The sequence below is a fragment of the Litorivivens sp. genome, from assembly GCF_041624475.1.
GTDB lineage: Bacteria > Pseudomonadota > Gammaproteobacteria > Pseudomonadales > Spongiibacteraceae > Litorivivens.
Genome location: NZ_JBFJUX010000005.1, coordinates 29,416 through 44,474 on the forward strand (window position 1 = coordinate 29,416; position 15,059 = coordinate 44,474).

11 protein-coding genes are annotated in these 15,059 nt (G+C 55.2%); 5 read left to right on the forward strand and 6 right to left on the reverse strand.

Annotated elements, in window-relative coordinates; all coding sequences use genetic code 11:
• From ABY734_RS07660 to ABY734_RS07685, 6 genes are all read right to left on the reverse strand, one after another.
• Positions 1 to 1,821: a long-chain-acyl-CoA synthetase gene (locus ABY734_RS07660; protein ID WP_372778384.1), complete on the reverse strand. Its 1,821-nt coding sequence runs from the start codon at positions 1,819 to 1,821 to the stop codon at positions 1 to 3.
• Between the two features lie 133 nt (positions 1,822 to 1,954).
• Complete coding sequence (locus ABY734_RS07665; protein ID WP_372778385.1) at positions 1,955 to 3,463, reverse strand: flavin-containing monooxygenase; 1,509 nt, start codon at positions 3,461 to 3,463, stop codon at positions 1,955 to 1,957.
• 78 nt (positions 3,464 to 3,541) lie between these two features.
• Positions 3,542 to 4,411, reverse strand: coding sequence for a metal-dependent hydrolase (locus tag ABY734_RS07670; RefSeq protein WP_372778386.1), 870 nt, complete (start codon positions 4,409 to 4,411; stop codon positions 3,542 to 3,544).
• Positions 4,412 to 4,540: 129 nt separating this feature from the next.
• The gene (locus tag ABY734_RS07675) at positions 4,541 to 5,755 is read right to left on the reverse strand and encodes an acyl-CoA dehydrogenase family protein (RefSeq protein ID WP_372778543.1); all 1,215 of its coding nucleotides are present in this window, start codon (positions 5,753 to 5,755) and stop codon (positions 4,541 to 4,543) included.
• Complete coding sequence (locus ABY734_RS07680) at positions 5,755 to 6,873, reverse strand: acyl-CoA dehydrogenase family protein (RefSeq protein WP_372778387.1); 1,119 nt, start codon at positions 6,871 to 6,873, stop codon at positions 5,755 to 5,757. The genes ABY734_RS07675 and ABY734_RS07680 overlap by 1 nt, the downstream gene beginning before the upstream one ends.
• 177 nt (positions 6,874 to 7,050) lie before the next feature.
• Positions 7,051 to 9,396, reverse strand: coding sequence for a TonB-dependent receptor (locus ABY734_RS07685; protein WP_372778388.1), 2,346 nt, complete (start codon positions 9,394 to 9,396; stop codon positions 7,051 to 7,053).
• Between the two features lie 232 nt (positions 9,397 to 9,628).
• Here ABY734_RS07685 and ABY734_RS07690 point away from each other — a divergent pair, with 232 nt between their 5' ends.
• The 5 genes from ABY734_RS07690 (at position 9,629) to ABY734_RS07710 (ending at position 15,006) form a co-directional block, all read left to right on the forward strand.
• Positions 9,629 to 10,294: a DUF305 domain-containing protein gene (locus tag ABY734_RS07690; RefSeq protein WP_372778389.1), complete on the forward strand. Its 666-nt coding sequence runs from the start codon at positions 9,629 to 9,631 to the stop codon at positions 10,292 to 10,294.
• Positions 10,295 to 10,299: 5 nt separating this feature from the next.
• Positions 10,300 to 11,736, forward strand: a complete 1,437-nt coding sequence (locus ABY734_RS07695; protein WP_372778390.1) for an LVIVD repeat-containing protein — start codon at positions 10,300 to 10,302, stop codon at positions 11,734 to 11,736.
• Positions 11,737 to 12,113: 377 nt separating this feature from the next.
• Complete coding sequence (locus ABY734_RS07700; protein ID WP_372778391.1) at positions 12,114 to 13,124, forward strand: LLM class flavin-dependent oxidoreductase; 1,011 nt, start codon at positions 12,114 to 12,116, stop codon at positions 13,122 to 13,124.
• Between the two features lie 171 nt (positions 13,125 to 13,295).
• Positions 13,296 to 14,546: a cytochrome P450 gene (locus ABY734_RS07705; RefSeq protein ID WP_372778392.1), complete on the forward strand. Its 1,251-nt coding sequence runs from the start codon at positions 13,296 to 13,298 to the stop codon at positions 14,544 to 14,546.
• A 34-nt stretch (positions 14,547 to 14,580) separates the two neighbouring features.
• The gene (locus tag ABY734_RS07710; protein WP_372778393.1) at positions 14,581 to 15,006 is read left to right on the forward strand and encodes a hypothetical protein; all 426 of its coding nucleotides are present in this window, start codon (positions 14,581 to 14,583) and stop codon (positions 15,004 to 15,006) included.
• Positions 15,007 to 15,059 lie beyond the last annotated feature (53 nt).

The window sequence follows — 15,059 nt, forward strand, 5'->3', positions numbered from 1 at the left end:
TTAAAATCGGTATTCACCGCGATTGATAGCCGCAAATACTTCCGGCGTCACGGATTCGTAATCCTCACTGCCCGGTAATCGCACATACAGCGGGCCATCGCATTGACTAGGATCGAAGGCTGCGCGCTTCAGCCCCACTTTCTGATATTTAAAGGTCTCGGTTTTTTCCAACTCACGGCAAACGCGCACGAATACCGGCACGGCGTAGCCAGGCAACTCCGCATTAAGATGCTGACATAAGTCTGCAGTATCTAACTGCCCTATCCCGTCTGCCAGTTTCAACGCTGCCATACCGGCCTTGCCATTGGTGCCAGGAATTTCCACCCCGTAGACCACCGACTCTGACACCTGGACGAAGGCGTTGCACGCGTTCTCCACCTCTTGGGTGGACACGTTTTCACCCTTCCAGCGGTAGGTATCGCCGGTTCGATCGCAAAACTGCAGTTGACCACACCCGATATCGCGCAAAACATCACCAGTGTTAAACCAGCGGTCACCATCCTTAAAAGCATCGCAAATTATCTTCGAGGAATTTTTCGATTTGTCAGAATAGCCATCAAAGGGCAAGGCCTCAGTAATCTCGCCTAGCAATAAGCCAGGCTCACCCACATCGACTTTGATCAGGCGACCGCTGGCATCGCGCACCGGCTGCTCGGTTTCCTCGTCCACCCTGACCAGGGCAGAGGACGTCAACGGCTTACCCACTGTGCAATCCAGATTAAACAGATTGCAGGCGACCAGACTGCTCTCGCTGGCACCGTAGAGTTCGTTGACCTTCTCGATGCCAAAGCGTTGTTTGAACTCCAGCCAGATCTCCGGACGCAGACCGTTGCCGGTCATCGATCGAATACTGTGAGAACGATCATCTGATGATGGTGGCTGGTTCAGCAGATAACGACACAGCTCCCCCACATAGCCGAATACGGTGGCCTCGTAGCGCCGCACATCGTCCCAGAAATGGCTGGCGCTAAACTTGCGGGACAAGGCAAACGCGGCACCACTGTGAATCACCGAGCACCAACACACCAACAATGCCGTGGTGTGATACAGCGGCAAGCTGCTGAATACCACATCATCCGGTTTCAGCGGATTGATGATATTGCCGAAGGTTAGAATGGCTTTGATCACCCGGCGATGGGTTTGCACTGAGGCCTTGGGCAAACCGGTGGTACCCGAGGTAAAGACATACCAGGCTGGATCATCACCCCGGATACACCCTACGCTCTCGGGGTTGGTCTCAGCAGAGTCGAGACTTGCTCGCGCAATGTTCACCGCCCCGGTAAGCTCCGGACCGGGATCGTTTAGTGTGTGACGATCCGGCACTACAAAAACGGGCTCGCTCACACACAGCTGATCCGCGACCTGGGTGTACACATCGAGACGTTCCTCGCCCACAATGGCGGCCCGACAGCCCACAAGGTTGATACTGTGAACCAATGGGTCACCCTTCTGGGCATTGTTGATCAGGGCAGAGCTTGCCCCAATCTTGGTGACCGCGAGATGATAGAGTAAAAATTCCGGACGGTTTTCCATCAGCAGCGCAAAGGTATCGCCGCGCCCGAAGCCTCGAGCCATCAGGTAATGGGCAATACGGTTGGCCGCGGCATTGAATTCGCCGTAACGGATATCAGTACCTTCGTAGCGAATCAATGTGTGCTCGCTGAAACGCTGTGCCTGCTGCGCAAAAAACACCGGGTAGGTGTGCTGATCCTGCCAGGCTGTGTCACGCAGGCGGCGCAGCACACGCGCTATTCCCGGTAAACGCCGTAAAAAATAGCGGCTGTTGCGCAACAACTTGCCGACTGTTATTCGATCTTCCATACCCTCCCCTCTAACGGGTTACGCAAGCTAGTGAACCTGTATCGCCAAACGCCAGGCCCGTTCCTGGAATGTGGACGGAAGGTTCGGGCGGATTTGCACACAAGCTCGTTGCGGCATTCTAAGCTCGACCTCCTTACCTGGCGGAGGAGGTCCGTTCAACCGACATTGCAGGTTCTGTCGACCCGTTCTTTTTCTCAGGTTCGAACTGCAGTCCGTCACGTGTGACACGACGCAGGGCCCAACTGTCGAGCAGGTAGTTCATGTGCAGCCGCCAGGGCATTGTCTTACCCTGCTTGGGCAGAGTGTCCAGTGCCCGCTGAATATAGCCGGCCTGCAAATCGACACTGGGCAGGGTCTCTATCCCTTCCTCGGGCAGTACCGGGCACACAGAGCGAAACCCTTTTTTATCCATATAGCGAATCAAGCGGCATACATACTTGCCGATCAGATCGGTCTTTAAAGTCCAGGAGGCATTGGTATAGCCCATCGAGACTGCAAAATTTGGCAACCCACTGGCCATTACACCCTTGTAGTTCACCAACTCCGACAGCTTGACCGGCTTTTGGTCAACTGAAACGGTCACGCCTGCCATCAGCTCCATTTTTAATCCCGTGGCGCTGATAATAATGTCCGCGTTCAATTGTTCACCGGATTGCAGCCTGATCCCCTCGGGCGTAAACGTGTCGATATGGTCTGTGACCATGGTGACACCACCGCGTTTGATCGCCTTGAAAAAGTCGCCGTCGGGAACCAGACAAATCCTTTGGTCCCACGGATTGTAGCTGGGCTTGAAGTGCTTCTTTACGTCGTAGTCCGGACCAAGCTGCGCCCGAATACCCTTGAGCAAAAGCCCCTTGACCACGTGCGGCCGGCGCCGGGAAAGCTGGTATAAAAACATCTGCATCAGAATATTTTTCCAGCGTACGATGCCGTGGGTCCACGATGCTGGCAGAAATTTTCGCAGTCGGTTGGCCAGCGGGTCTTCCGCCGGCCGGCTGATGACGTAGGTGGGTGAGCGCTGCAACAAGGTGACGGAAGCGCCACCTTCAGCCAGCGTTGGCGCCAGTGTAATCGCCGTCGCACCGCTGCCGATAATAATGATCTGCTTTCCGACAACATCCAGCTCTTCCGGCCAGTGCTGCGGATGAATAACCGCCCCCTGGAACGCCTCGCGACCGGGGAAGTCCGGTTCATAGCCTTCATCGTAATTGTAATAACCACTGCACATAAACAGAAAACGAGTACTTAGCGTTACCCGCTCGCCGGTGGTCATATCTTTAAGGCCGCAGTGCCAGACTGCCGCGTCGCTATCCCAGTCCGCCGACACCAACCGCTTGCCAAAACGGATGTTTTTATCGATACCAAACTCGCGCACGGTTTCACCCAGGTAGTCGAGAATATCTTCGCCGGGAGAGATTGCCTTGTTCGAGGTCCAGGGCTTGAATTGATAACCAAAGGTGTACATATCCGAATCGGAGCGTATACCCGGATAGCGGAACAAATCCCAGGTACCCCCCAGTGCATCGCGCGATTCGACTATCTGCCAGGTTTTGTTTGGGAAGTGCTTTTGATAGTGATAGGCGACGCCGATGCCGGAAATACCGGCGCCCACAATCAACATGTCCAGGCTGTCTGTGCTCATAAGCATGTTCCCAAGAGTAGCTTGATACAGAAGAAATACCGGGCGCGGGGTAGACCTCTAGACACGTACGACCTCCGATTACACCGTGGCGACGGGCTGAAGATAGTCACCGACCTCATTCAGTACCGCCCGGGTATCCAGATCACCATGGTATTTGCTGGGGTGAAAGCCCGGTAAAAAGAAGGTCAGCCAGTCTGGAATAACCCGAAACAGCATGCCCTGAGGCGGCAAGAACAGATAGCCAATGGCACTCTTCCATGTCGACCACTTGAAGGCCACGCCATCATGGCGCAGCAACACATAGGTGATGCGCAAACTGGAAAAGATAAACATGAAACTGGTAATCAACATCACAATGCGCAGCAAAAGGGCACTGCCGCCGGTAGCTTTGTACACATCAAACGACACCGCACGGTGCTCTATCTCTTCCACGGCGTGCCATTGATACAGCGCCCGGATGGCGGGATCCATACCATTGAAAATAATGTCGGGACGGGTGAGGGCCTGGTTGGCAAGGATGGCGGTAAAATGCTCCAGACACGTTGTCGCCGCCAGGTTATATCGTTTCCAGAAAGCGCTGGTTTTTGCCCATTCCGTGCGGCCGCGCAGTACCTTGGAAATCACCGCCTCAATGGCTTTGACGGGGTAGCCAAAGCGTTTGGCCGTTTCATTCAGTTTGTCGTGCACCAGCGAGTGCTGCGCTTCCTGAGCGCAAAACTGCTTGATGTCTTCCTGCAACTTCGGGTCGCTGATCTCGTCGCGATAAGCGAGCACCGAGCGTAGGAAATAGCGCTCCCCCTCGGGGAAGGTAATCGACATAGCGGTACTGAAGTGGGTTTTAAACGGATCGTTGGCGGTATGGTAGCGCTCAACATGTTCCAGAACAGGATCAAATTTGCGCACTTCGATGGGAGTATCGGTATAAGACTGCCGGGTGTTGGTCGACATATTCAACCTCTATCTGCCAGTAGCGATTAATGGATAATAGGGTTATCCGGAATTGGCCTGTAACCAACTATATCCGGATCCCTTGATATATTTATTCCGCCGATAAACTCGTGACCCATCGCGATGATGCTATTTCAGTTCCGAGGACGACTTGCCCAGCACCTGACGCGCCACGATCAACTGCTGAATTTGCTGGGTGCCCTCGTAGATGTCGATGATTTTGGAATCCCGCGCCAGCTTTTCCAGTAGCTCGGTTTTGCTGTAGCCCAGTTGCCCGCATATCTCGACGCACTTCAGGGTTACGGTGTTAACCATGCGCCCGGCCTTGGCCTTGCACATGGAGGCATTTTTGGAATTGGGTAATTTGTTGTCCGCCATCCACGCGGCTTTCAGCACCAGCAACCGCGCTGCCTCATATTCGGCTTCCAGGTCGTACAGGTCATTTTCCAGCGCGCTGAGCCGAGCATATTCGCGATTGTAACCGAGCTCTACGCCGCGCTCGCGCAGCAGCGCCTCAGTGATATCCAGTGCCGCTCGCGCCGTACCGATACCCTGAGCAGCCACCGCCGGGCGGGTATTGTCGAAGGTCTGCATCACGCCACCGAAGGCCTTCTTGCGCGCCTCGGCGGTTTTGGCAATCTCCGGATCACCCAGCAGATTGGTGCGAGGCACCCGGCAGTTGTCAAATACGATCTGTGCGGTATCCGACGCGCGCATACCCAGTTTGTGCTCGATCCGGGTCACGGTCATGCCCGGCGTGCCCTTGGGCACCAGAAAAGATTTTATCGCCGCCTTGCCCAGCTCCGGATCCAGTGAGGCCCATACCACCACCTGTTTGCAGCGATAGCCGTCGGTAACAAAGATTTTCTCTCCGTTAATCACCCATTCGTCACCATCCAGCGTGGCAGTGGTGCGAATAGCTGCGGAGTCGGAGCCACAACCGGGTTCGGTAATGGCCATGGCGGCATACAGTTCACCCCATTGCTGTTTTTGCTCAGGCGTGGCGACCGCCTCAACCGCTGCATTGCCCAGACCAATGGCCGGCATGGCGAGGAACAGAGCCGGATCACCCCAGCACAGCTCGGCAGCACCGACGACCGTACCCAGATTGGTACCATTGCGGACCTCCGTCTGCGGCGCATCACCGTTTTCTTCGGCACTGTTTTTCGCGCTGCGCTGTTTGCGCCCGGCTGCCAGCAATTCGGACAGTGGCCCCAATTCCTCAGGCAATTCTTTGGGCTCCAGATCGTCGTATTTGCGCGACAGCGGGCGCAAACCGTCATTGGAGAACTTTCGCAGCAGGGTTTGCAGATCCTGTAGATGTTTCGGTAACTCGAGATTGATCATGCCAGTACCAAACCTCCCAACAGAGGCACCGCGCGCAGATTGCGATACCACATTTCCAGAGGGTGCTCACGGATAAAGCCGTGGCCACCAAACAATTGCACGCCGTCGGTGCCGATCTTCATGCCATATTTGCTGGCGTGGCGCTGCGCCAGATACGCTGCTCGCGCGCAATCCAAACCCTGCTCCAGTTGCGCTGCGGCGCGCCAATTCAGCAATTGCATGGCTTCCAGTTCGGTGGCCATATCGGCAACCATAAAGGCCACTGCCTGACGATTGGAAATTGGTTCGCCAAAGGCGACCCGTTCATTTACATAGGGCACCACGTAATCCAACACCGCCTGACACGTGCCGGTTGCCAGTGCCGCCGCTGCAATACGACCCCGTTGCAGTAATCCGTCGATAGAAAAGTCGTTATCCAGACGTGCACTCGCTGGCAGCGACACTTTGTCCAGTGTAATTTGAAAAAGCGGCAGCGAACGCAGCCCCATGTACTGCTCCGGCTTGAAGGAAAGACCCTCGGCATCGTTATCAGTATCCAGTAGAAACGCAGCGACCCCGTCATCAAGCAATGCGGTGACAACAATAAAACGGGCGTCGGCACCAAATGCCACCATGGACTTTGCGCCGTGCAGCACATAGCCGTCACCGGCTTTCGTTGCGGTGGTTGCCGGCGCATGCGGATCGGTGGCGATACCCGGCTCATGCACTGCCAGGGCCGCCGGCACAAAGGCGCTGCCATTGAGCACCCGAAACACCCGCTCCTGTTGCGCGCGATTACCGTAATCGAGCAGACAGTTGATCACCGACAAAGGCGCGAGCGCTGCAACGGCCATGGACAGATCGCCGGCGGCAAGATTTTCCATCAGCAACACATTGGATACCGGACGGCGGCCTTCGCCGGCACCACCGAGATCCTCGGGCACGGGCATAAAACTAAACCCGAGTTCGAAAACCTGATCGAGAAAGCCTTCCGGCAGGGTCGCAGCTTCGTCGGCAGCGCGGGCTTGAGGCCCCATCACATCGGCAACAAATCGACGCACCATATCCTGCGTCATCTGCTGGTCTTCGGTGGGCGTAAGGTCGAACAGGGCTTCGCTCATCGTAGCGTTATTCATAGCTTGTAGGTAACCGGTTTAGTGTCGTTGTCATTTCCATCTCTTGATTTGCTCGCTATGGCGAGCAGAACGAAGCAATCTTTTGCTTCGTTACGTGCATCCGGAGTTTGCTTCGTCGCTCCGCTCCTCGCAATGACGGTGGTTTTGAATAGTCACGCGGCATGCTGGCGACGAATGCTAAAACTTCACGCCAAACTCCAACTGATAGTCGGTGGTTGGTACCCGGCCACCAAAGTGCGAACCGACAAAGGTCGGCACATCATTATTGCCCGCCAGCACTTCTGTGTCTGTCAGGTTGGTACCGAACAGCATGATATGCCACTTGTCATCAAGGTCGCGAATGCCAATTCGCCCCCGGTAGGCCGTGTGCGGCGCGCGTGTGTCGACCGGATCGAGATCTACAGTGTAGTAAGTCAGGTCGTTGTAAGCGGCGGTCAAAGCCCAGTGCAGACGAACGGGCCAGTCGAACAGTGCTGCGTCGTAGCCTACCGTGAACGTGGCATTTTTGCGGGGTGCGTATTGCAGTGATCGACCGGAAAGATCACATACGGTCTCCGAGTCCTCGGCGAGGCAGGGGCCCGTTGGAAAACTCTCGTAGACCGCATCTATATACGCGCCAGTCAGGCTGAACAGGATATTCCATGGCGTCAGCAACATCGCATCAAACTCAACGCCCTTTACTTTAGCTGTCGCGGCATTAGTCACGACAAAACTGACGCCATCGTAGGCCGTCACTTGCAAGTCTTCAAAATCTGTCAAAAAGGCCGAAATATTGAAGCGCGCCGCGCCGGATAAAAATTGTGATTTAAACCCCGTTTCATATGTAGTCGAGGACTCTTCCTCGAATTCCAGACGGTCGGGATCAAAGGACTGGGCGTTGTATCCGCCGGATTTGAATGCCTTGGCCACCGTCACGTAGCTCATCACGTCTTCGTTCCAGTCGTAGGCAAGCGATAGTTTCGGGCTGACATTACTTTCGTCTCGCGAGCGATTGGTTTGAAACTGCTGATTGCCGGGTTGAATAACGGGAAAAGCAACTGCTCCAAGCGGGTTGCTTAGTGTCGCCTCGCCTTCACCACCGGTGCGCTCATTGGTGAGTGCATGGGTATAGTCCAACTGCTTTTCTTCTTCAGTCACACGCAGGCCTAACGTCAGAGCCAGATGTTCTGTAGCGTGCCACGTGGCTTGACCAAATAAGGCATAGCTAGTGGCGAGCTGATCGAGTTCCGAATTACTGGTTTCAAGAGGCGGGGTACCTTCTGCATCCTGGCGAAACTTGGCTTGCTGTCCCGCCAGCCTGCCGGCATCTTCGTCCTCGTAGGCTCCGGGGTTGCCATCAGCCTCGGCATTGCCGGTAATAAAAGCCATCTCCGACAACTCGAGAAATGAGGTCAAATCGTAATTAGCCAAAACATCGCTTTCGAAATAATACAGGCCGGCTACAAACTCAAAGCGCCCCGGAGGAGAGGTAATCCTGAGTTCTTGACTGATCTGGCGGTAATCCTCGTTATTATCCAAAGTTAAGAAAGGTATGGGAGAGAAGTCCGCGTCGAAAAATACCTCTTCCTTTAATTCGGCCACATTGGTGATATTGGTCAGGATATAGCCGCCCCAGATATTCCAGTTCACCGTCAGAGTCGCATCCCAGGTTTCGCGATCCACATAGCCTTCTGCATCCTGATGTGTCTGATCGTCATAGACATCATCGCTGGTGAGCGGATCGTAGACCTGCATCGCCGCCAGATGGCGAGGGCGCGCCTTGGTTAACTGGGTACCGCTCCCCCCTTGGTCAACCGTGGCAAATGTTGCCGCAAGCTGAAAATCAAGGGTGTCACTCGGCTCCCAGCGCAGCTTTGTGCGCAGGGTCTGATTGTCGAGGTTGCGCTCCATTCGACCATCGGCGGTGGTGTTTTTAATATCGCCATCACGCTTGTCACTCAAGGCGGCGACCCGAAACGAAAATTTATCGCTCAGTCCGGGAATGGGCCCACCCATAGCTGCCCGTACGCGGACATAATTCCGATCTGCCAGCATCAGGTCGGCTTCGCCGCCCCATTCCGGCTTGGGATTGACGGTGCGCATGTGCAAGGCGCCAGCGGTGGAGTTTTTGCCGAAGAGCGTGCCCTGCGGACCGCGCAGAACTTCCACCACATCGAGATCGAGCAAGCCATTGGAGAGGTAGCTGGGGCGGCCGTAAAACACTTCGTCCACCAGCACCGCCACCGACTGCTCAAAGCCCCGATTGTAGCCAGCGCCCAAGCCGCGCATATAAATAAAGTTGAAGGTGGGAGTTGCGAGAATCTCGAAATTTGGCGCGAAGACCGCTACGGTATTGAGATCGGTCATATTGTTTGCCTTGATATCGTCACCACCTATGGCGGTCACCGATAACGGCACGTCCTGAATATCTTCAGCACGTTTTTGAGAAGTGACGATGACCTCTTCCAATTGCGCCGACATTGCTGGCAAGACCCAAATCATCGCAGCCAGCAACAACAGCCCTCGCTGAATAATCAACAGCATCGTAGAGCCCTCTTTTTATAATTTATTATCAGCCGCATTGCGGCAGGGTTTTACACTGCTTGGTATAAACATACATCAATCGGACTGGTAATGTCTCCTTTTAGACCATCCTGCCTGTGAGCAGATCGCTGGAAATACCGCCCTCGCGCCGATATTATCGAGCGAACTTTTCTCGATACATCACCATAAAACCAGAACAGGCTGTTCCCCGGTGCCTCATCTACGGATTTTTTTGCTTCTTGTACTAGCGGTCAGTCTGGTTGCTAACGCTGTTCTATGGGGGCAGATGCGCGATGCCCGCGACGCCCTGGGTGGGCTGAAACCGCATACCATTGATATTCGCTTTAGCCAGTTCATGGGCATTCACCATCAACAGGCCATTGCCCTGTCGCAATTAATGCTGGATGGGCAGCCAACCGGACTGGCGGGTATCGCCCGAAAAATCACTGGCACCCAATTTCGGGAGCTGGGGGAGATACACGGCTGGCTTAAGTTGTGGGGGCGCCCCCTGCAACCTGACCGGGATGACATGACCTGGATGCTGCTCGGCCAACAACCTTATGACGCGGAGTTGCTACAGTATCTGATTGATTGCGGCAATGCCCCCGAGGGAATGCCGGGGCTGGCGACACAGGACCAGCTTCAGCAATTGCGCCAGTTACCGGGCGGACTGGAGCGGGATCGCCTGTTTTTGCGCCTGATGCTGGCCCACCACGAGGGTGGATTGCCCATGGCGCGTTTCGCGGCGCGTGAAGCGCACCTGGCGCCCGTTCGGCGGCTGGCTGGGCAAGTCGTGCTGGAGCAATCCCGCGAAATCCAGCAATTGCGTAGCATTCTTGCTCTGTCGGAGCATAAAGCGGTAGCGCCCGATACGGGCGAAAGTCTTAGCGGTGGATAAATACCATGAGTAAAACAATGAAATTTCTGCAGGTGTCCGGAGTGTTGGCCAGCCTCACGCTGGTTATAACAGGCTGCAATTCCGGCAGCTCAAGCGGTTCACCGGCGGTGATTGACTCGCCGCAATCACGCCTGGCAAATTGCGGACCCGGGTCGCGGCCTGAGAGCGGCATGCAGGGCCGGGTTTCTCAAGAGGACCACGATACCGGACGGGCCGCTGCCGGCTTTACCTGCAATACGGAACTGGTGGGAAAGCATATCGAGGCCAATACCATTGGCACCGTGGGCGGATTTAAAGTGGAGCGCTATATCGACAGTGCCGGTAACGAGTGCGCCTTCTATGACAGCACCCTGCTTTTTCCCAGCAATGTTCTGGACCTGAACGCTGGTGTCAACGTGCTGGATATGAGTGATCCCACCAATCCTACACTGGTCAATCGCCTGGTGACCCCCGCTATGGACTCTCCCCACGAGTCGATGGTGGTTGCGCAGGACGCCGGTATTCTGGCGGCGGTTCTTGGCAACCCCACGTTTTATCCGGGTATCGTCGACGTCTACGATATTTCCGACAATTGCCTGGAGCCCGCGTTGCAGGCCTCGGCGCCGGTAGGTTTTCTGGGGCACGAAAGCGGAATATCGCCAGACGGCAAAACCTTCTACTCCGCCTCACCCGGCACGCCGACGCTGACAGCAGTTGATATCTCCACTCCGTTTGCACCGGCGCCGATCTGGTTCGGCGACTACACCTCCCACGGCTTATCGATCAGTAATGACGGCAATCGAGCCTACCTGTCCTCAGGCAACGGTAAGGGAGTGCTGATTCTGGATGTATCTGAAATTCAGTCGCGCCAACCCAACCCGCAGGTGCGAGAAATTGCCTCAATCACCTGGCCCAACCAGAGCATTCCGCAGAATGCCATTCCCTTCACCCGCAACGGCAAGCCCTACTTGCTGGAGATCGATGAATACTCCACCGACAATCCCGGTGAGGACAGTTCGGTAGCCTCGCATGGAGAGTTTGTCGGGGCAGGCCGTATCATCGACATCAGCGATGAAACCAAACCCAGAATTGTGTCGGATCTGCGCCTTGAGGTGCATGAGCCGGAAAATCGCGAAGCGATCAAGGACGATCCGGGCGCATCCAATATTACCGGTGGCTATGCCGGTCACTACTGTGACATTCCCACCCGGGTAGACCCGGATATTGCGGCCTGCAGTATGATTCTGTCCGGCCTGCGGATTTTTGATATCCGTGACCCGGAAAATCCGCGTGAAGTGGCCTACTTTAACGCACCGGTTCTACCGCGCATTATTACCCAGCCAGCGCCGGCAAGTAACTGGGCCATGTCCAAACCGGCCTTTGCCCCCGAGCGCAAGGAAATCTGGTACACCGATGGCTACAGTGGCTTTTACGTGGTGCGCGTAACTAACGACGTTTGGTAGCGCGCTTCAGACTTGCTGGCCAGTGGTGATACTGGGTGTCGCCACCAGCCAGCGTTGTAAATCCCTATTCCTACACCCCGCCGATTTACGCTGCCGTTAACAGTCACTCGACCCCGCCTGAAAGGTAGAGTTTGCCGGTAAAACAATCAGCCGCTCTGCGATCAACTGTCACCGCGTGGCGTGAATCCACACCCAATATTCTCCCCCCATACCACCGATTTTTATTTGCGATCTAAATCAGGGAGATGGCACACATCGCACTCAGCTTAGCAGCCCTGTCGCTTCAACCCTTGCCGACTCGCTCGAAGTCTGCGCCTTCACCAAGGTATAGTTCACTAGAACTTACCAACCACCGCCTCGGTTTAAAGGAAGGGCTCATGGAACTAGTGATGATTTTCGATATGCGTGCGCCGGATTTTGGTGCAGCGCGAGAGCAGCTTTTTTCAGCAGCCGTCGATATGGCTGAATGGGCCGACAGTGTTGGGTTTGACGTGATTGGTCTGGGGGAACATCACAGCGCAGACGATGGCTATAATCCTTCGCCCCTGATTCTGGCTTCCGCCATGGCCACCCGCACGCAGGAGATTCGTTTGCGCACCGCCGTTCTTCTGGCCCCCTGCTACGACCCGATCCGACTGGCTGAGGACGTTGCTATCCTTCAGATTCTGAGCAAAGGCCGTTTCGAACTGGGGCTTGGCTTTGCTTATCGCAGCGTAGAATTTGCGATGTACGGCAAGGAGCTGAAAGACCGCTTCGCGATTGGCACTACAGTAGGCAAGTTGCTTAAACGTGCGCTTCAGGGGGAATCACTGGAATTTGATGGGCGCCCTTGCAGGATTTCTCCCGTGCCGACAAAGCCAGTCCCCATCCTCTATGGCGGGGTCGCCCCCAAAGTAGCCCGCGCTGCAGCGAGGGAGGCGGATGGTTTTCTTGTGCCCCTGTTCAAGGAAAAGATTTGGCAGCCCTATCGCGACGAATGCCTCAAGCTTGGCAAGACCGACCCCGGCGAGTATCCGAAGCAGGCCCCTACCCTGCTCTGGATATCGGAAGACCCGGACCGCGAGTGGGAGTGGCTGGCGCCCCATATTCTTCACGTTCTGGACTCATACGCCAGCTGGACTGCAGAGGCCTATGGCCGCCCCAAGGGACCCTATGCCGGCGGAATGACGCCCGACACCGTCAGACAAAGCGGTGCCTATCAGGTACTCACGCCGGATCAGGCAATTGACATGATCCACGAGCTTGGCGATAACAGCAGTCTTTATCTGACGCCCTTGTTTGGTGGTGCAGACCCCGAACGCGGCTGGAAGATGCTCAAGCTGTTTGAGGAGAAGGTTTTGCCCCATGTGCCCAGAGGCATTATTCCACGCTGGGGAGTAGCAAACTGAAATACATGCTGTAAATAAAAGCGGGAATGCGATAAGGCTTCTTGAACCAGAAAATTCCGACCTGATCGACTCAACGCGCATAATCACAAGAATTTAGGCGTTGTTAACAAACCCAGCTCTCGGGCGGAGTTAGCCTCTGTGTCGACATTACCCTGTAACCGGAGTCCATAAATGGCCACCTGCCCCTATAAAAACATTCTTGACCCCGATATCTACGTCGGCAGCGAGCACCATGCGATTTTTGCCGATATTCGGGAGCGCTCCGGCGGTCTCGCCTATATTGAAGACCCAATAACCAGTGTGCCCTACTGGGCAGTGACCAAGCGCGAAATCGCGGACTACGTGTGCAAGCACCCTTTGTTATTCTCCAGTGAAGCCAAGACCATTCTTCCCAAAGAGGTCCCGGAGGAAGAAGTCGCTTTGTCCCGCTTGATGCTGGTCAATATGGATCCACCCCACCACGTCAAATACCGGCGCATTGTGCGCAATGCTTTCACCCCCAAAGCGGTGTCGGGCTACGAACAGCGCTTTCGGGAAGTGGCAAAAGAAACGATTGACCGTATCGCTACCAAAGGCGAGTGTGAGTTTGTCACCGATGTAGCCGCCGAACTACCGCTGATCGCGATTCTGTCGCTATGCGGCATTCCCATGGAAGACAAACAACAGTTCTTCGATTGGACCAACACCATGATCTTCAGTGAGGACGAGGACATGAGCGGCGAAGACGGCTTTGCCGCCTCTCAGGCTGCGGCAATAGAAGTGTATGCCTACGCCGCCGCCTTGGCAGAAAAGCACAAAACCGAACCGCTGACCGATATTGTCGGCGCCCTGCTGGATGGTACCGTTAACGATGAAAAACTCACACCGGAAGAATTCCAACTGTTCTTTCTGATGCTCATTGCAGCGGGCAATGAAAGCACTCGCTCTGTGATTGCACACGGCATGCGACTTTTGATTGAGCACCCCGACCAGCACCAGAAGCTACTCGACAATCCCTCACTGATTCCCTCAGCGGTTGAAGAAATCCTGCGCTTTAATCCCGCCTTTGTGCAGATGCGGCGCACCGTCATGGAAGATACCGAAATTGGCGGCCAGCAATTGAAGGCGGGCGACAAAATGGTCTTGAACTGGCAGGCCATTAACCACGATCCGGATATTTTTGACGATCCCGAGACCTTCGATGTTGAACGCTTTGCCCGCAACCCCGAGCTTGGCAGCCAACACCGCGCCTTCGGCAAGGGCGAACATTTCTGCATCGGCGCGCATATGGCCAGACTGGAAATGCAGGTCATGTTTGAAGAGTTGCTGCCGCGCCTGAAGAATCCACGCTTTGCTGCGCCGGTCGAGTATGTTCGCGACTACTTTGTTAACAGTATCAAGCGCATGCCCTTGCAGTTCGAGCCCGAAGCGGTAAGCGGCTGATCCCAATACGACCGTTCACAAAAGGATAATAACCATGGATAACGAACGCGCAATTGTCGGTAAGCTGGTGTTTCACGGCACGGTTAATATTTTTATCGCCTTTGGCAGCGGCGCCATGATCGCCCTCGCCGCCATGGGTCAGATCGATGGCCAAAAACAGGACTGGCTGCTGGCCCATATGGAATCGCTGATCAACGGCATGATGCTGTTTATTGTCGCGGGTTTTATCGGCAAGCTGGTGATCAGCCCCAAGCAAGCGATTATCGCCACCTACTGCCTGATCGGCATGGCCTACTGCAATACGGTGTTTGGCATTGGGCGTGGTGCTACCGGCGCGCTCGGATACGAGTTCAACGACAACCTAGGCAATAACATCACTGCTCTGGCCGGTCAGCTCGGTGTGCCATTAGCCATTGTCGCCTTTTCTTTAATCGGGCTGGCAGCCTGGCGCACACGCTGATAGCTATCGAACGACCAAAAAAAAGCCCTGTCAGCAAAGCTGACAGGGCTTTC